General features: G+C 37.7%; 17 protein-coding genes and 1 pseudogene. 16 read left to right on the forward strand and 2 right to left on the reverse strand.

The window, feature by feature from the left end:
* Nucleotides 1–29: 29 nt before the first annotated feature.
* On the reverse strand, nt 30–908 hold the full coding sequence (locus tag BIV60_RS09465; protein WP_071355488.1) for a LysR family transcriptional regulator: 879 nt from the start codon (nt 906–908) through the stop codon (nt 30–32).
* A 294-nt stretch (nt 909–1202) separates the two neighbouring features.
* Between BIV60_RS09465 and BIV60_RS09470 the strand changes: the two genes are divergently transcribed.
* From BIV60_RS09470 to BIV60_RS09515, 10 genes and pseudogenes are all read left to right on the forward strand, one after another.
* Nucleotides 1203–2624 carry an amino acid permease gene (locus tag BIV60_RS09470; protein WP_071355489.1) on the forward strand — a complete coding sequence of 474 codons (1422 nt, stop codon included), beginning with the start codon at nt 1203–1205 and terminating at the stop codon, nt 2622–2624.
* 254 nt (nt 2625–2878) lie between these two features.
* Nucleotides 2879–3469 carry an ankyrin repeat domain-containing protein gene (locus tag BIV60_RS09475; RefSeq protein ID WP_071355506.1) on the forward strand — a complete coding sequence of 197 codons (591 nt, stop codon included), beginning with the start codon at nt 2879–2881 and terminating at the stop codon, nt 3467–3469.
* 74 nt (nt 3470–3543) lie between these two features.
* The gene (locus BIV60_RS09480) at nt 3544–4776 is read left to right on the forward strand and encodes an amidohydrolase (protein ID WP_371261520.1); all 1233 of its coding nucleotides are present in this window, start codon (nt 3544–3546) and stop codon (nt 4774–4776) included.
* Nucleotides 4777–4870: 94 nt separating this feature from the next.
* On the forward strand, nt 4871–6049 hold the full coding sequence (locus tag BIV60_RS09485; RefSeq protein ID WP_071355507.1) for an MFS transporter: 1179 nt from the start codon (nt 4871–4873) through the stop codon (nt 6047–6049).
* Nucleotides 6050–6464: 415 nt separating this feature from the next.
* Nucleotides 6465–7154: a FadR/GntR family transcriptional regulator gene (locus BIV60_RS09490; RefSeq protein WP_071355491.1), complete on the forward strand. Its 690-nt coding sequence runs from the start codon at nt 6465–6467 to the stop codon at nt 7152–7154.
* A 43-nt stretch (nt 7155–7197) separates the two neighbouring features.
* Nucleotides 7198–8607, forward strand: a complete 1410-nt coding sequence (locus BIV60_RS09495; RefSeq protein ID WP_071355492.1) for an APC family permease — start codon at nt 7198–7200, stop codon at nt 8605–8607.
* Nucleotides 8608–8614: 7 nt separating this feature from the next.
* Nucleotides 8615–9832 (forward strand): amidohydrolase, encoded by a 1218-nt coding sequence (locus BIV60_RS09500; RefSeq protein WP_071355493.1) that lies wholly within the window; start codon nt 8615–8617, stop codon nt 9830–9832.
* A gap of 418 nt (nt 9833–10250) precedes the next feature.
* Nucleotides 10251–11204 (forward strand): annotated as a pseudogene (ftsZ, locus tag BIV60_RS09505) (cell division protein FtsZ); the annotation flags it as partial.
* A gap of 166 nt (nt 11205–11370) precedes the next feature.
* Nucleotides 11371–11571 carry a DUF3311 domain-containing protein gene (locus tag BIV60_RS09510; protein WP_071355495.1) on the forward strand — a complete coding sequence of 67 codons (201 nt, stop codon included), beginning with the start codon at nt 11371–11373 and terminating at the stop codon, nt 11569–11571.
* Nucleotides 11568–13043, forward strand: coding sequence for a sodium:solute symporter family protein (locus tag BIV60_RS09515; protein ID WP_071355496.1), 1476 nt, complete (start codon nt 11568–11570; stop codon nt 13041–13043). Before BIV60_RS09510 ends, BIV60_RS09515 begins: the two co-directional genes overlap by 4 nt.
* Before the next feature lie 71 nt (nt 13044–13114).
* On the opposite strand, the gene BIV60_RS09520 is transcribed toward BIV60_RS09515, so the two are convergent.
* Nucleotides 13115–14812 carry a PucR family transcriptional regulator gene (locus tag BIV60_RS09520; RefSeq protein WP_071355497.1) on the reverse strand — a complete coding sequence of 566 codons (1698 nt, stop codon included), beginning with the start codon at nt 14810–14812 and terminating at the stop codon, nt 13115–13117.
* Nucleotides 14813–15136: 324 nt separating this feature from the next.
* On the opposite strand from BIV60_RS09520, the gene BIV60_RS09525 reads away from it, so the two are divergent.
* The 6 genes from BIV60_RS09525 (at nt 15137) to BIV60_RS09550 (ending at nt 23084) form a co-directional block, all read left to right on the forward strand.
* Nucleotides 15137–16018, forward strand: coding sequence for an oxamate carbamoyltransferase subunit AllH family protein (locus BIV60_RS09525; RefSeq protein ID WP_083402182.1), 882 nt, complete (start codon nt 15137–15139; stop codon nt 16016–16018).
* Nucleotides 16015–17559, forward strand: coding sequence for an acyl-CoA synthetase FdrA (gene fdrA / locus BIV60_RS09530; RefSeq protein ID WP_071355498.1), 1545 nt, complete (start codon nt 16015–16017; stop codon nt 17557–17559). Before BIV60_RS09525 ends, fdrA begins: the two co-directional genes overlap by 4 nt.
* Nucleotides 17560–17561: 2 nt before the next feature.
* Nucleotides 17562–18989 carry a YlbE family protein gene (locus tag BIV60_RS09535; RefSeq protein WP_071355499.1) on the forward strand — a complete coding sequence of 476 codons (1428 nt, stop codon included), beginning with the start codon at nt 17562–17564 and terminating at the stop codon, nt 18987–18989.
* Between the two features lie 297 nt (nt 18990–19286).
* Nucleotides 19287–20459 carry an ankyrin repeat domain-containing protein gene (locus BIV60_RS09540; protein ID WP_071355500.1) on the forward strand — a complete coding sequence of 391 codons (1173 nt, stop codon included), beginning with the start codon at nt 19287–19289 and terminating at the stop codon, nt 20457–20459.
* A 22-nt stretch (nt 20460–20481) separates the two neighbouring features.
* Nucleotides 20482–21438: a carbamate kinase gene (gene arcC / locus BIV60_RS09545; protein ID WP_071355501.1), complete on the forward strand. Its 957-nt coding sequence runs from the start codon at nt 20482–20484 to the stop codon at nt 21436–21438.
* A 101-nt stretch (nt 21439–21539) separates the two neighbouring features.
* Nucleotides 21540–23084, forward strand: a complete 1545-nt coding sequence (locus BIV60_RS09550) for a xanthine permease (RefSeq protein WP_071355502.1) — start codon at nt 21540–21542, stop codon at nt 23082–23084.
* Nucleotides 23085–23267: the final 183 nt, after the last annotated feature.

The following is a 23267-nucleotide window of genomic DNA, read 5'->3' on the forward strand; positions in this document are numbered from 1 at the left end:
AAGATCAGTATTTGTTTCATGTAAACTTACTAAATTCTTTCTTTTTTTAATAAATCTACAAAGTTTTGAGCTGCCTTTGATAGATAATGATTTTTCAGCCATATTATGCCGACAGGGGCGGACAACTTAGAACTTGGAATTTGGTACGAGTGTATTGGATATCCTTTATGCCGTCTAAGGATCGTTTCTGGAATAATGGATGCGCCAAAACCAGATGAGACTAAATCCATCAATAAAGTACTGTCAGAACATTCACCAACAATATTAGGTTGTATTTTGTACCGAGAAAATGCCTCTAAAATTAAATAATGCACACCTAATCCTTCCGTACTCGGTAAGATGATCGGGTAGTTTTGAAGCGCACCAAATGAGACCCCATGAACTAATGGTTTCTGTTTTTTTGAAGTTATAAAATAAAACGGTTCTGTTTGAAGGTGAAGAACTGAAAAATCATCCAGATCAAGCGGCATTCGAATGATTGCCAGCTCTACTACGCGGTCTCTAACTAATTTACAAAGATGGGAGGATTCATTTTGTTGAATTTTATAAGTAACCTTAGGGTATAGTTTTTGAAATTGATGGAGTATTTCAGGTAACTCAACAACTGAAAATGTATTGATTCCTATCGATAGTCTTCCTTTTATTCCATTTCCTACTTCCTTCACTTCCATTTTGGCTTCTTCCATTAACTGTGTCACTTGCAAAGCGTATTTATATAAGGCTTTCCCCGCTTCGGTTAATTCGAAAAATTTTCCACTTCTCTCTACTAATTTTGAGCCTAGTTCCTCTTCCATTGATTTTAAATGTTGACTTAAAGGGGGTTGAGATATATGAAGTCTTTCAGCAGCAGCAGAAATTTTTCTTTCCTCAACAATGGCTATAAAATATCTCAGCTGTCTTATGTCCATCGTTAAAACACTCCTTCTATTATATGAAAAACTTAAGAAAATCTTATTTTTTTTATATTATTAATAAGGTCGTACCCATGTTAGCATATTTGTATCAGATAAGAAAAGGAATAACTGGATATTCAAGGGATTTAAAAACAGGTGTGGCTTACTTTATAGTGGACGCTTTGGTAACGAATGACGGAAAATTCTAATTATTATTTCAGGGTTTGTTAGATGGACATTTTAGCTATAGGACAACAATGAGACATCAAACACCCTATAAAGATGAGAACATAAGGGGGATATTAAATTTTGGAAAATCACACTAATGAGTTGAAACGTGGGCTGAAAAGCCGACATATTACCATGCTTTCCATCGGCGGAGCAATTGGAACAGGTCTGTTCCTTGCTTCTGGAAATGTAGTTTCAAAAGCAGGTGCACTTGGAGCTCCTATAGCGTATTTAGTTATTGGAATTTTAGTGTTTTTTTTAATGAAAGGTCTTGGCGAAATGTCAACTTTCATGCCGATTCCCGGTGCTTATACGACGTATTCGGGTCTTTTTGTTCATCCGGTTTTCGGCTTTATGGTAGGTTGGAATTTAATCATTAACGCAACCCTTGGTCTTGGGGCAGAAATCGTGGGTGGGGCTATGATTTTAAATCAATTCTTCCCTAGTATTCCTCCTATCGTATTTTGTATCATCATTTCATTATTGATTCTAGGCCTGAACTTAATCGATGTAAAATCATACGGAGAAGCTGAATATTGGTTTGCCGGTATCAAGGTTGCTGCGATTATCCTTTTCTTGATCGTTGGTGTTCTAATGATCTTTGGAGTGATTGGTCACCAAGGGTTTATCGGGTTATCCAACTGGAATTCTAAATCGATGTTTCCTAACGGCTTCACAGCGGTAATATTGATGATGACAGGAGTAATATGGTCTTATCTGGGTGTTGAAACGGTTGTTACAGCAGCAGGAGAAACAGAAAACCCTCAGAAGAATGTGCCTAAAGCAATTAATTCGATTTTCATGAGGATCTTAATTTTTTACGTTGGTTCCGTAACCATCATCGGATTGGTTGTTCCTTACAATAATGTAAGCGTTTTAAGCAATGGCTATGCTGGCCTTTTGGAAATGGCTGGAATCCCGGGAGCGGCAGTGATCATGAATATCGTTATTTTGACTTCATTGGCTTCTTGTGCCAATTCTGTGATCTATTCACTCAGCAGAACACTAGTGGCGTTGTCAAAAGAAGGTAAAGCACCGAAAGCATTGGGAAAAGTAAATAAACGAGGTATCCCGGTGAATGCCGTTCTTCTTGTTTTATTCCTTGGCCAAGTTTCCTTGATTACTAATTTCGTTTCACCAGATAAAGTATTCGTTTGGCTTATTTCTATTGCAGGTTTTAATGGGATGCTTCTGTGGTTCGGTAGTTTCCTCTCCCACTATAAGTTCAGAAAATGGCTGGTGGCACATGGTGGAGATGTACAAAAATTAAAGTTCAAAATGGGGATTTACCCGATTCCGACGATCATCTGCTTAATTGTTTTAGTTGCAATTGCAATTTACACAGCGTTCAGCCCTGATACTAGATTTTCATTCTATATCGGATCACCGCTGCTCGTGTTATACTTCATCATCGGTATCTACTTGTATAAAAAAGGAAAGCTGAAGGAACCGAACTATAAACCGTTTCTGGATGCTCACATCAATGAAACGGAAATAAAATAAAGAATGGTCCGTTCTGATTCGATGTTAAAATGGATTCATTTCTGTTGTTTTAATTATATGAAAAACTTAAGTAAATCTTATTTTTTTTATATTTTTCATATAGTAATCCCTGTGATAGCCTATTAATATAGGAGGGAAATGGATCTTTGCTAAAGTATCGTCTCTTTATGATTTTATTTGTTATTTTACTTACCGCGTGTCAGGGAGTTTCAAACCCCTCACAAAGTTTAGTAGAAGAAAGGAAAATGAAACTGATGAATCAACAATTGATATTAGCAGCAGAGAATGGGGACACTGAGAACATTCTAAAGCTACTTAAAAATGGTGCAAACATCAATGCAAAAGATGGACTCGGAAGAACAGCTGTAATGGCAGCGACTTATTCCAATAAAATAGAAACGGTAAAGGTTCTTATCCAAAAGGGAGCCGACATAAATATTCGAGATAATAACTTAAATAATGTCCTCTTGTATTCCGGAGCAGAAGGCTTGCTTGAAATCGTAAAACTCGCAATTAATGCCGGAGCTGACACGAAACTTACAAACCGATATGGGGGTACGGCTCTTATACCAGCTTCAGAGCGAGGGCACGTTGATGTTGTGAAAGAACTTCTTAATAACTCGGATATTGATGTCAACCACATCAATAAGCTGCATTGGACAGCATTATTGGAAGCGGTCATTCTAGGTAACGGAGGAGAAAAGCATCAAAAAATCGTACAACTATTAGTCGATAACGGTGCCGATGTAAATATTGGTGATTCTGAAGGGATCACGCCTCTGGAACATGCTCAAAAACGAGGATTTCGAGAAATTGAAAATATTCTAAAAAAAGCGGGGGCATAACTCTCCAAAGATTTAACGCACATTCCGTCATGAAAGAAAGTAAATACAAATCAAAATATAAGGAGGAAAAGAAAGTGACAGATAAAATATACTGGCTAACAAATGCACGATTAGAGAGTGGTTACCAAGTTGATAATGGCGTTATAACAGGTACAAATACGAAATGTTGCCATCTATTGATCGAGGATGGAAAAATTGCGAAGATCGTATCTTCTGATGAAACCATTGCAGACGATTTACCAAAAAAAGATGTGAAACAATTGTTGGTTCTTCCATCTTTTATAGAAAAACATTGCCATTTAGATAAAACAATGCTGGGTGACCGATGGCGTTCTGTAACACCTGTTAACAGTATTTTTGAACGACTCGAAATCGAGAAAGAAGTTGTTCCAAACTTAGAAACTACAACGCAAGAACGCGCAGAAAAGTTGCTTGATATTTATTTAAAATCCGGAGTTACACATGTACGCACACATGTGGATCTGTATCCTGAGGTTGGTCTAAAGAATTTAGAAGAAGTTCAAAAAGCTTTGCAAACATTTGAAGGAAAGTTATCTTATGAAATTGTAGCTTTTCCGCAACACGGTTTATTGCGTACGAGGGCAAAAAACTTAGTAAGAGAATCTCTCAGGCAAGGAGTGAGCTTTGTAGGTGGTGTAGACCCTGCTACCGTAGATGGGGATATTGAGGCTTCTTTACAAGAGATGGTTGAACTTGCTGTTGAAGGAAATGCGGGAATCGACTTGCATTTACATGACACGGATCAATTAGGTCTCTTTACAATAAAGAGACTGGCACAGTTAACGAAAGAAGCAGGTCTTCAAGGTAAGGTTGCGATTAGTCACGCATTTGCCCTTGGGGATATTCCTCCATCTGAAGCAGAAGAAATGGCAGAACTATTGGCTGATGCAGGAATCACCATTATTACGAGTGTGCCTCTTGATATAAAGTTTCCGCCTGTTGGCATATTACACAGGAAAGGAGTATCGGTTGCAGTCGGATGTGATAATATTTTTGATGTTTGGTCACCATTTGGAAATGGGGATGTTTTAGAACGAGTTAATCGTTTGGCGGAAATTTCAAACTGGTCTGATGAACGCTCTTTAGGACAAGCACTCCAGTTTATTACCGATGGTAAAACTCCGCTTAATTCTGAAGGAAATCAAGTTTGGCCTCAAATTGGGGACGAAGCAAGTATTGTTTTTGTTGAAGCATCTTGTTCAGCTGAAGCCGTTGCAAGAAGATCGAAACGAGTAGCTACGATGTTCAAAGGAAAAATCGTTTCGGGTTCTCTTGATTCAAAATAAGTATTTCAAGAAGAATCGAATATTATTTTTTTCGAGAAAAAGAGGAGAAAAATCCGTGCCAAAAAAATCTGCATTTCTACTTTTACTGACTTTTATGTTTCTTGCGATGCTTGGCATTGGTCTTGTTATTCCGATTCTCCCTGAACTTCTAAAAGAATTTGGAGCCGGCGGAAAAGCAGCGGGGTATTTAGTGTCTGCCTTCGGTTTGTCACAGTTTTTATTTTCACCAATTGCTGGAGATTTCTCAGACAAATACGGTCGTAAGCCGATGATTGTCGTTGGGTTGTGTTTGTTCGCTATTTCTAACGTATTGGCTGCGACTGCAAGTTATTTTTCGCTTTTAATTGTTGCCCGATTTATTGGCGGAATGGGGGCAGCTGCCTTGGTTCCTTCCATTATGGCTTATGTAGTTGATATTACGACTATAGAACAGAGGACTAGAGCTATGTCGTTTTTAGGGGCTTCCATGTCATCTGGTTTTATTATTGGCCCTGGTTTGGGCGGAATACTTGCAGAGTTTGGAACAAGGGCACCTTTCTTCGCGTCTGCATGTATTGGTCTTTTGGCGATCATCTGTTGTGTATTATTTTTGTCGGAATCTCAATCTGCGGAGGTTCGTCTCATAAGACAAGAAACGAAACCAAAGAGAGAAAATATTTTTCGTCAACTGGCACAGTCGGTTCACTCTCGTTATTTTATTCTATTGTTAATGATTTTTTCTCTTACGTTTGGACTTACTCATTTTGAGGCGATATATCCGCTGTACGTAACTCAGAGCTATGGATTTACAACTAGAGATATTTCCATTTTGATCATGGTTTGTTCCTTGCTAGCCACATTCAACCAAGTAATGCTAACCAACCGGCTTACACAAAGGTTCGGAGAAAAGCCAATTATTACTGCTATGCTCGTTCTATCGGCAGTATCACTAGTATTCTTGCTATTTTCGGGGAATTTTTTTTATGTAATGGCAATAACAATGTTGTTTTTCACATTTAATAATATATTACGACCGACGATTAACACACTACTGTCAAAGGAAGCGGGAGATGAACAAGGATTTGTAGCGGGATTGAACAATGCCTATATGAGTCTGGGAGAAATTTTTGGGCCTGCGCTAGCAGGTGTGTTATTCGATATTCAAATTAACCTGCCCTATCTATTTGGAGCATTTGTGTTACTTGTTAGCAGCTTCGTATCCGTTAAATGGGTTGGAAGTAAGAATAGAGTAGTCCCAATAGAAAATAAAAGATTAGATGATCAAGCCTTATAGAAATATTTCCTTATTTACTATATCAGTAACAAAGGGAATAAACATATCCTGTCATTAAAAATAGTATTTATAGAAAAGCCGCATTTTCAATGGAAAATGCGGCTTTTCTTTATAGTGTAGAGTTTTTATAAAAATAGCGAAACCCCATTTTCTGTGAAATTGCATACTTCGCCGTCCACCGATATGTTCCACCAATGTCTCCAAAAATTATGCATTTGTAAATTTTTTATTCAAAAACGCATATTATTTTTGTCAATTTTCTAAAAATTAACCAATAAAACAGTATTTTTAATTTGGTATAGTTTTTGCATAAATAAATGTTATGAAAATAAAGGAGGAGAAGAAAGGGTTTATTTTTTTGCATTAACTGGTCTAACCGGTCTGATTACCACTCATCATTAAGGAGAGATTCGCTATGGCAATTGTAAGTGAAACGGTACAAAAATTTTTGTGTGATTTAATTCAAAATAAAAACCTGAAGCCAGGAGATCCGCTTCCTTCTGAACGAGAGTTAGCCAAATGGTTAGAAGTAAGTAGAACTTCAGTAAGGGAAGCATTGCAAACGCTTTCTGAGAAGGGGGTTATTACAAAGAAAATAGGGAAAGGTGCTTTTGTAAAAACGAATCCGTTTGTGGAAGATAGGGAGATTTCCAAGTCGTTAATGATGTCCATGGATGTTAACAATTCACTTGAGCTGTTGGAATTTCGTAAAGCTATTGAAGTGGAAATCGCTTATTTAGCTGCGAAAAGAATTCAGTCCCATGACATACAAATTCTAGAAAAATCACTTATCGACCTGGAAGTATGTATCAAAATGGAATCATCTATTGTGGTACCTGACCTTGTATTTCATGGAACATTGGCTCGCTCGATCAATAATGAAGTGATGATTCAAGCGTACAATTCTATTTCTGATTTTTTTAAGAGAGTTCGAATCGAAATGGCTGTATATGATGATGTCCAAAATGCACTTTATTATCATCAACAAATATTAAATGCCATTAAAAATGGAGAAGCAGAAAGATCTTCTAAGCTGATGCGAGAACATATTGAAGATGTTCAACAACACTATCAAAATATGTTAAAACAGCTTCAAAATAGTTAGTATACAGTTATTTAACAATTTGATTAAATGGGGGCCAGTGTAAATGAAACCAGAAGCTACTATAGGTACTAATAAGGTACAATCCGAACATGAATTTAAAAGAGTACTTGGACTTCCTTCACTTGTTTTTTTCGGATTAGCTTTTTTGATCCCTACAACGATATTTGATATGTATGGCGTTGTTTCCAATTTAACACATGGAATGTTTTCTTTAACTCACGCGATCACTGCATTGGCAATGCTATTTACTGCATACAGCTACGGCCGTATGGCATCTGCCTTTCCAATATCCGGTTCTGCCTATACCTATGTCCAAAAAGCAATGAATCCTTATATAGGATTTTTGACAGGCTGGACTGTTATGATGGATTATCTTCTCGTTCCAATGCTGTCCTATATCTTCGCCTCAAATTATATGGCCGCACTTTTTCCTTCTATACCAAAATGGGTATGGATAATTGGATTTACCCTTTTAGTGACAACAGTAAGTTATATCGGTATTAATGTAACGGCATGGGTTAACAATACAATTGTTCTTATTCAGCTTTCCATTGTACTTATTGTCGTGTTTTTCTTAATTAAATATATTTCTGGCGGAGGCGGAGCAGGAACGTTTTTTGACTTGAATGCGTTTGTGAACTTAAGCGAAATCGCCAAACCAGATGTAGGCTGGAATGTAATTTTTGTAGGCTCTTCCGTTCTAGTATTATCCTATTTCGGTTTTGATGCCGTAACGACCGTTGCTGAAGAAGCGATTAATCCGAAAGTGAATATCGCAAGAGCTGCCTTAATTATTTGTGGTGGTGTCGGGATATTGTTCGTTGCTGTCTCTTATTTAATGATGCTCGCTTGGCCAACTGCCTGGAGTGAATTTGCTGATGTAAATGTTGGATCGCTTGAACTATTTAAAAAAATAGGGCTAGGCATACTGGCAGTTATCTATCCGTTTTTTACTGTGATAGGAGCAATCGCCGGTCCATTGGCAGGACAGACTTCTTGCTCACGCATGTTGTATAAAATGGGCCAAGAAAGAGTGCTGCCAAAGAAATTTTTTGGATATATCAATCCAAAAACGGCAACGCCAACAAATAATATTTTATTAATTGGAGTCGTCAGCTTAAGTGCTTTGTTCTTTGATTTAACAACAGCGATTTCTCTTGTAAACTTCGGTGCTTTGTTTGGCTGTTTTCTCGTCAATTTATCGGTTATTTTTCATTATTTTGTGAAACAGAAAAGGCGAAAAGGGGTAAACGTTCTTCGTTATCTAGTAGCTCCGGCCATTGGTGCTTTCGCAATTTTGTTTTTCATATATAAATTGGATGCATATGCAAAAACTGCAGGATTAATTTGGTTAGCAATTGGTTTCACTTATCTTGCATTAAATACTAATTTCTTTAAAAAACTTCCTCCAGAATTGAATCATGACTCAAATAAATATATTGAACAAGGGTGAAGAGATTATGATTACATCCTATTGGTTAACGAATGTTCTACTTGAAAGTGGCTTTCGCTACAAAGATAACGCTATTGTGGAAACGATTACAGAAGTATGTCATATTCGCATTGAGAACGGCATAATAAAGGAAATTGCTTCAGCGAATAATTTACCAGCCGACGATTTACCAAAGAAAGATGCAAAAGGGTTTCTAATGCTCCCTTCTTTTAAAGATATGCACATCCATTTGGATAAAACATATTTTGGCGGCCCATGGAGGGCATGTACCCCATTTGTCGATGTTTTTGGACGTTTGGAAGAAGAGAAGGAACTGATTCCTCGCTTACTACCTGTCACGAAGGAGAGAGCTGAAAAAATTCTGGATCTCCTTTTGCAAAACGGGACAACCCATATCCGTGCTCAATGCAATGTTGACCCAATTAGCGGGATAAAGAATCTAGAGGCTGTTCTGGAAACTTTAGAATCCTATAATGGAAAACTCTCATATGAGCTTGTTGCGTTTCCGCAACATGGCCTATTACGCAGTGAATCGGTTGATCTAGTAAGAGAAGCTTTACTTAGAGGGGCAACGCATGTTGGAGGTGTTGATCCTGCAACAGTGGATGAAAATATTGAGGAATCCCTTGAAACGATGTTTGAGTTGGCAGTGGAAGCTGACGCTAGTATAGATTTGCATTTACACGATCCCGGCCATCTGGGGATCTTTACGATGAAACGATTGGCAAACCTTACCGAAAAAGCTGGCTGGCAGGGAAGAGTATCGATTGGACATGCTTATGCACTTGGTGATGTTTCTTTAGAGGTGGCAGAAGAAACGGCTGAATTATTGGCGAATGCCGGAATTTCCATTGCTTCTTCCATGCCTATTGATGTTTCTGCACCTCCGATTCCTTTACTTCATCAAAAAGGAGTAAAAGTCTCACTTATCAATGATAATATTACCGATCATTGGGACCCTTTTGGTACAGGTGACGTGCTTTATAAGGCTAGTTTGATGGCAGAACGATTCTCTTGGATAGACGAGCTATCATTGGCAAAGGCACTTTCGTTTATTACCGATAAAACACCGCTTAATTCAAATGGAACACGTGTATGGCCTAGAGCAGGAGATCAAGCTGATGCTGTATTCGTTGAGGCGAGCTGTTCTGCTGAGGCAATCGCAAGGAGAGCTAGACGCCATGCTGTAATATATAAAGGGAATTTCGTTTTCGGATCCATATAGTTGGATTCGTGAAAAGTTCCGAAAATTCCCAGTTATCTTATGCCTATTGTCAAAACGTTCCGCGTTTACTTATATGAAAAACTTAAGTAAAACTTAGTTTTTTTATATTTTTCCTATTGTTATTCTTATGTTAGCATATTACTAAATGTATTTAATTCTAATAATGTTTATTGATTTAATGATGGAATTTTCTTGGAATCAGAAGTAGGGATCCCCTTTTTTGGGTGTCGAATCCTTCCGGCTTTTTTAGCGAAGAGTGGTAAGATTCAATGAAAGGCATTGTCTTTAGCAACTTCCTTTACGGGACTGCTAACGACAATGCCTTTTTCGTTAGCTGGTCTAAATGAAATAAATGCTTTAGATAGTAGAATGAATAGTTTAAAAAAGGTAATTTCGAGGAGCTTGGAGGAACAGTAAGATGGGGTTTGTTACAAGAGTAAATTCATTAGTCAACATGAAAGTAATCGGTGTTGGAGGCGGAGGAAATAACGCTGTTAACCGTATGATTGAACATGGAGTTCAGGGTGTAGAATTTATTGCTGTTAATACAGATGCACAAGTTCTTAAATTATTAAAAGCAGAGATCAAGATACAAATCGGTGTAACATTGACAAAAGGATTAGGAACAGGGGCAAATCCAGAAGTAGGTAAAAAAGCAGTTAAAGAAAGCAGGGGGCAGATCCAAGAAGTATTAAAAGGCACAGACATGGTATTTGTTACAGCCGGAATGGGCGGCGGTACAGGAACGGGTGCTGCCCCTGCTATAGCTCAAATTGCTCGTGATCTTGGCATACTGACCATTGGAATTGTAACACTTCCATTTTCATTTGAGGGCCGTAAACGTGCAAAACAAGCGGCTAGCGGAATCGCCTTATTGAAGAAAGCAGTGGACACATTAATTGTTATTCCAAACGATAGCTTATTGAAGATTATACATAAAAATACACCCATAGTTAAAGCGTTTCGAGAAGCGGATAATATTCTTCGTCAAAGTATCCAAGGTATTTCTGATTTAATAGCTGTACCCGGTTTAATCAACATTGATTTTGCTGATGTACAAACGATCATGTCCAATAAAGGAACTGCCTTTATAGGAATTGGCAGCGCAACAGGTAAAGACCGCGCAGCTGAAGCTGCAAAGAAAGCTATTTCCAGCCCGTTACTTGGTACTTCTATTGATGGAGTTCAAGGTGTGCTAATGAAAGTCACAGGGGGCACTAATTTAAGTCTATATGAAGTACAAGAGGCAGCCAATATTGTTACTTCTTCTGCAAGCAGCGAGTTAAATATGATTTTCGGTTCTGTCATTGATGAGAATTTAAAAGATGAGATTATAGTAACCATTATTGCTACTGGTTTTAATAATCAGGAGGTTCCATTATAAAGAACATAGTAAAGATAATTTAAATATTCGTAAATATTTTTAAATTAAATTATTCTGATATTTTTTATAATTAAAAAAACAAGCGGTCTTTGTTTTTTTAGTGCTATCAATGCTAGTAAAAGATACTTTTAAGAGAATTAAAGGAGGATGTATTTTGAAAATCATCAATATATTGGCGATCATTCCGTTCATTGGCCTGCTTGGAGGAATTCCTTTTGTAAATAAAGTTAACCCTTATATTTTGGGATTACCTTTTTTTCTTTTTTGGATTGTTTTATGGGTGGTTATTACATCGGGGATTTTGGCGGTTATATTTAAACTAGACCCTAGAAATAGGAGGGGAAATGAATCATGAATGCAGCATTACTTATTATAATTGCTTCTATAGTTTTTGCCCTTACCATTGGTATTCGAGCGCGTAAAGGTAAAGATATGGACCTAGAACAGTGGACAGTTGGAGGTCGTGGCTTTGGAACCGTTTTTATCTTTTTGTTAATGGCAGGTGAAACGTATTCCACTTTTACCTTTTTAGGTGGAAGCGGTTGGGCATATGGCAGAGGCGGCCCTACTTTATATATTTTAATATATGGTACATTGGCATTGATTATGTCATATTGGTATGTTCCCGCTATTTGGCGATATGCAAAAGAAAAGAAGCTAATGTCACAATCGGACTTCTTCGTTAGTAAGTATAATAGTCCATACTTAGGTGTCCTTGTGTCAATTGTGGGTGTTGCTGCTGTCATCCCCTATCTGGTTCTTCAATTGAAAGGTTTGGGGAGTATTGTATCAGAGGCATCTTACGGAGCGATTTCACCCACGGTAGCGATTTGGATTGCGGTTATTGTTCTTACCATTTATGTGATGATCTCAGGAATCCATGGTTCTGCCTGGACGGCGGTTGTTAAAGATATTCTAATCCTAGGAGTTACCGTATTTTTAGGTATCTATTTACCGTTCCATTATTATGGCGGGTATCAGCACATGTTTGAAGCGATCGAAACAGCAAAGCCAGGTTTTTTAACTTTGCCTAGCCAGGGATTAAGCATATCATGGTTTATCTCTACGGTTTTATTAACTTCTCTTGGTTTTTATATGTATCCGCATGCATTTAGCGCAATTTATTCAGGAAAAAGTGAAAAAACGTTCCGTAAAAATACAATCATTATGCCATTATATCAACTTATCTTACTCTTTGTGTTCTTTGCCGGCTTTGCTGCTATTCTTCAAATTCCCGGCTTGAAGGGGGATGAGGTTGATTTATCTTTATTACGTCTCTCTAAACTAGCTTTCGATCCATGGGTAATGGGAGTAATTGGTGCTGCAGGAGTGCTCACAGCCTTAGTACCAGGTTCGATGCTATTAATGTCTGCGGCTACTTTGCTGTCCAAAAATGTCTATGGTGTATTTGTGCCTTCAGCTACTGATAAACAAATTGTAAGTTTAGCTAAGTATTTAGTACCTGTCGTTGCTCTTGTTTCATTATTTTTTACGTTTAAAAGCGGTACGATTGTCGCTTTATTATTAATGGGGTCCAGTATGGTTACACAGTTGTTTCCAGCTATGATATTTAGCTTAATGAAGAATAATTTCGTGACGAAGCAAGGGGCATTCGCAGGAATCATTATGGGGGAAGCTACGGTAGCATACATTACCCTTTCAAAAACCACTATTGGAAATCTGTTTCCTTTACTTAATCAGTGGGTGAAGGATATAAATGTCGGGTTCATAGCACTTACGATAAATGTAATCGTTATGATCGTTGTAAGTGTGGCCACAAAGAATTATAGTGTTTCTAAAAATAAGACTGAACAAATTGCATCATAACGTTCATAAACCTTTTGTTTAGGAGCCTCTCAAAATAATTTTTGAGGGGCTCTAAACAATTTCATTTCTTCTTAAAGATTTTTATTTAAAAGTCTAAAAATCTTTAAAGCCAATTGTATTTGTAATAATTCCTCTGAGTTTTTCAAATCGGTGTTTAATATCTCCTTAATCTTCTCGATTCTATAAATAAGCGTGTTTCGATGTAAAAACATCGTTTTTGCAGTTTCACTTATATTAAGATTATTCATAAAATAATTCTCTAATGTAATGAGATAGCCTGTCCCGTGTAGTTTATCATGTTCAAAAATCTTACCAAGCCGTTTTATGAAAAAGTCTTCTAACTCCATGTCCTTTATATTAGAGTCTAAGAAGTGATAAACGGTATGATCCTCAAAATGAGAAATTCCACCTTTATCACCGAATTTTTGCATTAATCGAATGGATTCATTGGCTTCAGAAAAACTCTTGTGAAGGGACTCAATTGTTTTGTATTGTCTGCCTATACCTACTAAAAAGGTTGTATTATTAATTTGATCTTCCAGAGATTTGTAGACCAGATTGGCAAATGCTTTTGCTTCATTAATTGTAATTGGGGTTCTTTTTTCATTTTGTCCAATTAAAATGATCATTCGATTATTTCTATGGAAGCAGGTAATTTCTCCTTGTGTTTCACTTGCTTGCTCATAAACTATATTCACACATTTTCTAGTCGTATTTTCCAATTTATATTTTCTCGTTACCATGTCTTTATATTGCTCAAGTTCAGGAGAGTCAATATTTATCACAATGCAGTAATACCTATAATTTGAATTTAGTCCGTGAAATTCACAAAGGGTATGAATGGTATCGCTGGATGTAATTTTTCCAGTTAATAAATCATCGAAAAATTCCTGGCGTATTTTTAATTTAACATCTTCGATTTCCTTTGCTCGAATCCTTTCAAGTGCCATAATCGTGGAAGCTTGTTCAAGAACAATATAATCAAATTCTAATAAATCACTGACCGTTTCCCAAACGACAATATACCCATATATACTGTTTGCAACCGCCACGGGGAGAATACGACATTTTATTTCTAAGTCCTCTAAAGAATAAATCCGTTTTATTGGTTTGTTGATTTCACTAATATTAATTGGAATAGAATCAGTAAATTCCTTCCGGAATGCCGTTCTATTTTTAACTAGGTTAAAACAGTAAGCTAAAGGCACTCTGTTTTCTACGTGTTCTGTGTAATGAAGTAGCTTCCAATCCTGATCTAAAATGAGAATTGGATTGTTTACTGTTTCAGAAATCATAGAAGAAATCCTTTCAATTCCTCCGCCCTCAAGCGCAATTCTAAATAAGATATTATGCATATCTAATGTTTTTCTATTTAATAAATCGTATCTTCCAGATGCTTTTTCATTAATAATTGAAATTACATTTGATAAAGTATATTCAATAGGCAATTCTATAAGAGGCAGTCCATATTTATTTGCTTGATCAATCATATTTTGCGGTAAAGTGTCAAAATACCGCTTCATTTTTATAACTAGTCCTGAACAGTTTATTTCTGCAAGCTCTTTAATGATTCGGTTTTGTAATGCTTCATTATCCTTGAAAATATATCCCGTAGATAAGAGTAATTCATTTGGAGAAAGCCAGTCGAATGCATCTGGATTCTCCATAATATTTACGAGGGAAATTACATTATTAACTCCTTTTTCTCCCGCCACTATTTTTAAACCATCCAGCGCTTTTATTTCGAATAGGTCATTTATTGTAAGCAATTTTTTCACTCCTTCGTCAAAAAACATTGTGCATATTGCCTAAATGTGTTTAAGTCTTTTTGGTTCAGGTATACAATGACGATTTTATTCGTTCTATCTAAAATAAGTAATGTAAGGTTGAAGATTCTTCTACACCTACTTTAATTTTAGCAATCTTACGAAATATATTAAACCCTGTGTATCCATAAAATAAGCAGGGAAGTTAGGCGGAATTAAAGCCTTAAACCATTTCTTAAAATAAAGGGGGCATTTAGGCATTAATCACAAGCATGCTCTATACAAAAGTATTTGATTTATGTACATTCCAGATCAGAGGTGACTCTAGTGATATTTGCAAAATCTGGTGATGTTGATTTTATCCAAAGAGTTAATACTTCAAAATTAAGTGGATTTATCCATAGTACATTTAACAGAACGTTTAATTTTTTTTGCCGAGAAAATGGTGAACTATATACCATTGCTAGCAGTCAGATGGATAATGGACCCAATACGATCGTAATAGAAGAGAACTCTTTTGAAAAGCTGAATTTAGAAGTAAACGACATTGTCTACAGTAACCATCACATTCTATACATTGCAGATAAAATGGCTATTACGTTAGAAAGGGTCGAAAATTGGGAGAGTATTTTGCCAACATACCCTGAAGATTTGAATAGCTTGAAAATCAATTTAAATAAGATGAAGAGTTATATTGACATTCATGGTAAAAGCGGAGGAATTAAGAAAGCATTATCCCAGACCCCTTTTGAAAAAGAAATGTCTAATCTGCTTGAAAAAAGAACAAATCTGCTTTTTAGTGAACTGTTAAAGAATCAAATGCCCAATGCATTACAGCATGCGGTTTCATTAATAGGTCTTGGACCCGGATTAACCCCCTCAGGGGATGATTTCCTAGTCGGGTTATTTACTATTTTAAATATGAGGAACAGTCCTTTCAAACCCGATAATTTTTTTTGTGAAGAAGTAGTTAAAAAGGCAAAAAGCTTAACAAATGATATCAGCTTTATGGCGCTGAAAAAGGCGTCTAGAGGTCAGGTAAGAGAGTCTATAATTGCTTTAGTCCAATCCTTAATAAATGGTAAAGAAAATGAGCTTATTCTCTCTTTAAAAAATGTATTAAATATCGGTTCTTCGTCCGGAACAGATATAGCCTTAGGGTTAATCTGCGGACTTGAAGTTAATCTAATTGCAGGAGGTAAAGTATGACTGTACAAGCGTTAATCAAGCCAAACACGTATTTTGATTCAGTATCTTTAATGTCGCTGTCAACTAAAGCGAATCAAATTGAAGGTGTGGAACAAGCCATTATCGCAATGGGTACTGAAATGAATAAAGAGGTAATGAGGAATGTAGGTTTAATGACACCTGAAATTGAGGAAGCAAAAACAAGCGACCTCATTATTGTAGTAAAAGCTGCAAATGATGATCTATGTGAAAGCGCTTTCCCTGAAATTGAAGAGTTATTTACAAAAAAGAATACTTCTAAAGGAAAAAGTGAAGTCAAATATGCAACTATTTCTTCTGCTGCACAAAGTGTTCCTGAAGCGAATCTAGCCATTATCGCTGTAAATGGAGCATATGCCGCAAGAGAAGCAAGAAAAGCTCTTGAAAATGATCTCCACGTTATGATGTTTAGTGACAATGTAGGCATCGAAGACGAAATTTCATTAAAGAAATTAGCTCATGAAAAAGGCTTATTAATGATGGGGCCTGACTGTGGTACAGCGATTATCGGAAATACAGCCCTTTGCTTCGCGAATGCAGTTAGAAAAGGAAATATCGGTATTGTTGCAGCGTCTGGTACAGGAAGCCAGGAAGTAAGTGTCCGTATCCACGAATTTGGCGGCGGTATTACTCAATTGGTTGGAACAGGTGGAAGAGACCTGAAAGAAGAAGTAGGCGGAATCATGATGCTTGATGGTATTCAAGCACTTGAAGACGATGAAGCGACAAAAGTAATCGTTCTTGTTTCTAAGCCACCTGCTCCAAGTGTGGAAGAAAAAGTTCTAGCGAAAATTAAAACATGTAAAAAACCTGTTGTTGTTTGGTTTATTGGCGGCGATGAAGAGAAAATTACTGCAGCTGGCGGCCATTTTGCAAAAATGTCAAAAGAAGCAGCACTTAAAGCCGTTTTACTTGCTGGTGCTGACGAAAGCAAACTAAATAAGCGCGCGTTAAACATTCCGCTTATCGAAGAAGTTCGCACTAAATTAACACCAGAGCAAAAATATATTCGCGGTCTATTCAGCGGTGGAACACTTTGCGATGAAGCGATGCACGCTGCAATGGAGAAATTCGATAATGTCTACAGCAACATTGCAAGAAATCCAGAGTACCGTTTAAAAGATAGATATACGAGTCAGGATCATACATTCATCGACTTTGGTGACGATGAATATACACAAGGCAAGCCGCACCCTATGATTGATCCTTCTACACGCCTAGAAAGATTTATGCAAGAAGCAAAAGATCCTTCTGTTGGTGTTATTGTGATGGACTTTGTTTTGGGCTATGGTGCACACGAAGATCCAGTTGGAGCATTTCTTCCAGCTATGATTGAAGCCAAACAACTGGCTGAACAAGAAGGCAGACATTTAGAAATTATCGGATATGTTCTTGGAACAGAACTTGATCCTCAGGATATAGATGATCAAATTAACAAGTTATTAGCTGCAGGAGTAACACATGCTAGCAGCAGTCAAAATGCAGGGCTATTGGCTAGAGAATTTGTTGTGAAGGGAGAATAGCCATGAGTAAAATTAATGAACTTTTTAAAGGGAAACCACATGTAATCAACGTAGGAATTGAATCTTTCAAGGATGATTTAACGCAGCAAGGTGCTGAAGTCATCCATTTAGAATGGACACCGCCAGGCCGGGGGAATCCTGAACTAATTGCAGCACTTGATCAGCTTGAAAATCCAGCAATTATGGAAAAAATCGAGGAAGCGAATAAGCTGGCGGTAGAACGAATTATTAATTCACAGCCAGTATTAATTGGCTATGATCAAGCAATTAATTGTGTTCCTGGCATGACCAAAACGACGATCCTTCATGCCGGCCCTCCAATCACTTGGGATAAAATGAACGGCCCAATGAAAGGGGCTGTAACAGGAGCAATCGTATTTGAAGGATTAGCAAAGAATGTTGAAGAAGCTGCTGAGCTTGCTGCATCCGGTGAAATTACTTTCTCACCATGTCACGAACATAATTGTGTTGGTTCCATGGCTGGGGTTACATCTGCCTCCATGTTTATGCATATTGTTGAGAACAAAACATATGGCAACATTGCTTATACAAACTTGAGTGAGCAATTATCAAAAATCCTTCGTATGGGAGCTAATGACCAGAGTGTTATTGACCGCTTAATCTGGATGCGCGATGTATTCGGTCCAATGTTAAGGGATGCGATGAAACTTAATCCCAATGGCATTGACTTGCGTTTAATGCTTGCACAAGCGCTTCATATGGGTGATGAGTGTCACAACCGAAATGTTGCAGGTACGACCCTTTTAATTCAAGCGTTGACTCCATACCTCGTTCAAACTGATTATACGACCGAGCAGAAGAAAGAAGTATTTGAATTCGTTGCAAGCAGTGACTATTTTTCAGGTCCTACTTGGATGGCAATGGCTAAATGTGCACTTGATGCGGCACATGGCATTGAAAACAGTACGATTGTTACAACAATGGCCCGTAATGGTGTGGAATTCGGTATTCGCGTTAGCGGTATGCCAGAAAACACATGGTTTACAGGTCCAGCTCAAAAAGTTATTGGCCCAATGTTTGCTGGTTACAAGCCAGAAGATTCAGGTCTTGATATTGGTGACAGTGCGATCACTGAAACATATGGTATCGGTGGATTCGCGATGGCGGCTGCTCCCGCGATTGTAGCATTAGTAGGTGGAACAGTTGAAGAAGCAATCGGCTACACAACAAAAATGAAAGAAATCACGACAACTGAAAACCCTAACGTAACGGTTCCGTTACTTGATTTCATGGGAGTTCCATCTGGAATTGATGTTCGTAAAGTTGTTCAAACTGGAATTATGCCGATCATTAATACGGCCATTGCCCACAAAGATGCAGGAATCGGAATGATTGGTGCCGGAATTACCCATCCTCCTGTTGAAGCTTTTGAAAAAGCGATGTTAGCTTTAAGTGAAAACATTCATTAATAAAGGCTAATTTCGCATAGATTGTTGTTTTTCGTATAAGTTCTTCAACCCGTATAACTAGATTCTTCGTGGCATCTTTTCGTAAGAACATTTGCGAAAATTGCCTAGAAACTTAAGTATTTGACCCTTATTAAGGTCCATAAGCAACAAAGTTTACGAAAAGAGCCTTAATAAATAATTGTTTAGGGGAGATTGAAAAAAACTGAATATGCAGTTCATATTGGTTTTTAGACTCTCCCCTACTTATGATTTCAATCCGAATATCACAGTAGGGCATGAGGATAGGAGAGAATATAGATGGAAAGCAAATCCTTAAATATGGAGCTAATCTTCGCAAGTGAGCAGGGAGATATAGAGGGTGTACAAAAGCTCTTAAAAGAAGGCGCAAGCGTCGATTTTAAAGATGAAAATGGCCGGACAGCCTTAATGGCAGCAACACAAAAAAACCAACTTGAAGCGGTAAAACTGTTATTGGAAGCTGAGAGCGACGTAAACACTAGAGATATTACCCAACTTACCCCATTTATTTGTTCAGGAGCAAATGGGTTTCACGAAATTTTAAGTGTGATGTTGAAATATGGTGCAGATCTAAAAAGTGTCAATCGTTTTGGCGGCACCGCGTTATTACCTTCCAGCGAAAAGGGTTATTTGAAAACAGTTCAAATTTGCTTAGATGCGGGTGTGCCGGTTAACCATGTGAATAATCTGGGGTGGTCCGCACTCTTAGAATCAGTCATTTTGGGAAATGGCGGCCGTCTGTACTCCAATATTATAGAAAACCTTGTTGAAGCTTTTGCTGATGTTCATTTGCCGGATCGTGATGGAAAATCGTCCTTTCAGCATGCTACAGAACTAAAGCAAGAAAAGGTAGTCAAAATCTTAACAAAAGAGTATAGCGAAAAAAACCAAGTCATTCAAGAAGTGAAAAAGCTTTATAAGGAAAATAAGTTTGAGGAAGCGATTACAGAGCTTAATAAAGCTCTTGAAACTGAATCTGAGAATCTTGATTTCTACTATTATAAAGGATATTGCCTGCAGGAATTAAAAAGGTTCGAGGAGGCACTCGTGCAGTATAAGATAGCGTTGGAGATGAATCCTAACGACCTAGATTTCTACTTTTATACTGCCAATTGTTTGCGATTAATGAACAAGCCAGAGGAAGCGCTTTTGGAATATGATAAGGCAAGTAAATTAGCGCCTAACGAGACGTTCTATCGCTATCATAAATCAAATTACTTAAGAGAATTAGGAAGACACGAAGAAGCTGTTAAGGAAATGGATATTCTGCTTTCCATGCAACCGAATCGATATGATTTTTCGTTCCATAAGGCAAATAGCCTTCGTTCTCTAGGTAAACATCAGGAAGCGATTGTAGCAATCGAAAATGCGATTGCAAATGACCCGGAAAATCCATTATATCATTTGCATAAAGAACAATCGCTCGAATTATTGAAAAAACAACAGAATTAACAGAAGGACAGGAGAAAAATTAATGGAAAAACTAGTTATAGTTGCTATAGGTGGAAACTCCCTAGTTAGAGAAGATGGAACCGGTTCTGTACAAGAACAATATGAAGCTGTACGTGAAACTGCCGTGAATATTGCTGATATGGCAGAGGAAGGCTTCCAAGTTGTTGTAACACACGGTAATGGCCCTCAAGTAGGTTTTGGTCTAAGAAGATCTGAAATTGCACATGAAGTGAAGGGCATGCCAGTAGTACCACTTGTAAATTGCGGTGCAGACACACAAGGCGGCATCGGCTATCAAATTCAACAAGCTTTGACAAATGAATTTGCAAGAAGAGGCATCAACAAGAAAGTTGCCACCGTGATTACTCAGGTTGAAGTAAGCAAAAATGACCCTAACTTTAAAAACCCAACTAAGCCAGTAGGTTCATTCTTTACCTTGGAGCAAGCGGAGGAAATGAAGAAGGAACATCCCGATTGGATTTTCATTGAAGATTCTGGCCGTGGTTACAGAAGAGTAGTTCCATCTCCAAGACCTATCGATATTGTCGAAAAAGATGCAATTAAAAAGTTGATTGAAGCTGGTTTTGTTGTGATCGCTGTCGGCGGCGGCGGAATCCCTGTCGTGAAAACAGATAGCAATATCTATGAAGGCATTGATGCGGTAATTGATAAAGATTTTGCAACAAGCCTTTTAGCAGAACAAGTTCAAGCTGAAACATTAATTATTACAACTGGTGTTTCAAGAGTGTGCATCAATTTTGGCAAACCTAATCAACAAGCGTTAGAAAACATTACGGTTGAGGAATTGAAACAATATACTGCTGAGGGTCACTTCCCTCAAGGTAGCATGCTTCCAAAAGTGGAAGCGAGCTTAAGCTTCTTAGAAAAAAATGGGTCTAGGGTTATCATCACCGATCCTGAAAGTCTAAAAGATGCAATTGTTGGAAATGCAGGTACTCATATTGTCAACATGAAATAATGGATGGCTATAATACAACCATGCTGTTTAAATTCCAAATATTAATGCTTATTACATTTTAGCTGTAATAAAAAATAATACAGCTTTAAGGAGAATTTTACATGGGAAATATAGCTTTATGGAAAAAAGGAGACTTTGCTGCTTCCTTCGGTTTGTTCGTTAATGTTTTGACAGACTTTTTGGTTATGATCTCATTATTAATTACTGTAGTTGGTATGCCAAAAGAGTTTGTTTTTAAACAAATTGTTCCTGGCTTTGGACTTGCTGTACTTCTATCTGGCCTTGTTTTTGCTTATTTTGCATATAAATTAGCTAAGAAAACAGGTAGAAAAGATATTACCGCACTACCATCCGGTTCTAGTTCACCTGGTATTTTTCTTATCGTATTTGTTATTATGCTTCCTCTATATCATCAAACAAAGGATGCTGCTTTCACAACAACAGTCGGTGTGCTTTGGTGCTTCTTTGAGGCTATCATGCTAATAGTAGGTGCATTCCTAGGTGAAACCCTTAGAAAGTTTGTTCCAAGAACTGTATTGTTAGCAGCCTTGGCAGGTTTGGCATTTGTATTCTTGGGTATGAACCCAATGCTGCAATCTTTTGAAATGCCTGTAGTGGCATTTGTTGCAATTATAATCATTTTCATGAACTGGTTAAGTAAACATCCAATATTGAAGAAAATACCTACGGGTTTATTATTGATCGTAATTGGAACTGCAATTGCTTGGATATTTGGATATCAAAGTCCTGCTGCGGTTACTGAAGCTCTAAAATCATTTGGCTTTAATCCTCCTATGTTGCATTTAAATGGCCTTTTCGACCATATTGACGCTGCTTTGCCATATTTATTAACTGCTGTACCACTGGGGTTATCAAACTACATTTTTAATCTGGAAAACGTTGAAGCTGCTGCTGTTTGTGGGGATGAATACAAAACTAGAGATGTTATGCTTACAAACGGTATTTGTTCTGCAATAGGCGGCCTTTGTGGAAACCCATTCCCAGTAACTGTATATGTAGGTCATGCTGGTTGGAAAGAAGTTGGTGCAGGTATAGGCTATTCTATCGCTAGCTCTGTTGCCATATTCTTACTATCGATTTTAAGTCTTATGGGTCTATTGCTAGCTGTGATCCCAATTGCGGCTATTGTTCCGATGCTTGTGTTTATTGCGATTGTTACAGGGCATCAAGCTGTCAAAAACAGTCCGAAATTTGAAGTTCCAGTAATCTTTGTATGTTTCTTCCCATGGGTTGCTACTTGGGCACTTACTGCTGTTAATAATGCAATTTCAGCTACAGGTATGACGGTGGGGACTGCTGCCAATCAAGTATCTTCACATGCCTTGCACAATGCCGGAGTTTTCTACGATGGCTTGGTTGCCCTAGGTAATGGTGCTCCTATTACGAGTGTTCTTTGGGGTTGTATAGCTATATTTACTATCCGTAATACACCTATTGGGGGCATAGTTGCTGCAGTGATAGGGGCCGTTTTAACTTTTGTTGGTGCAATTCATACAAATACTATCGGAATTGCACAATCAACTGCTATGCCTTTCGTTTGGGGATATCTACTAATTGCAGGATTTTTAGCGTATAAACTCTATATAAATAAGAAAGATAATATTGGTCCTGTTACAGAGGAATAAGAAAAGCGCAAGCGCCTTGGTCAGCCCCGATATAGGGCGACTTCTATGGCTGAGCTGAGCGAAGTCATAGATTAGCCGCCCTTAATGCGAATAAAAAGCGTTAGCTTTTTGTAGCCAAGCACAAGACGAGCCGGCCGAAAGGCTGTTTTTTAACCTTTTGGACGGATTGGCTTGTGACCTCGA

Source organism: Bacillus sp. MUM 116, assembly GCF_001866655.1.
GTDB lineage: Bacteria > Bacillota > Bacilli > Bacillales > Cytobacillaceae > Neobacillus.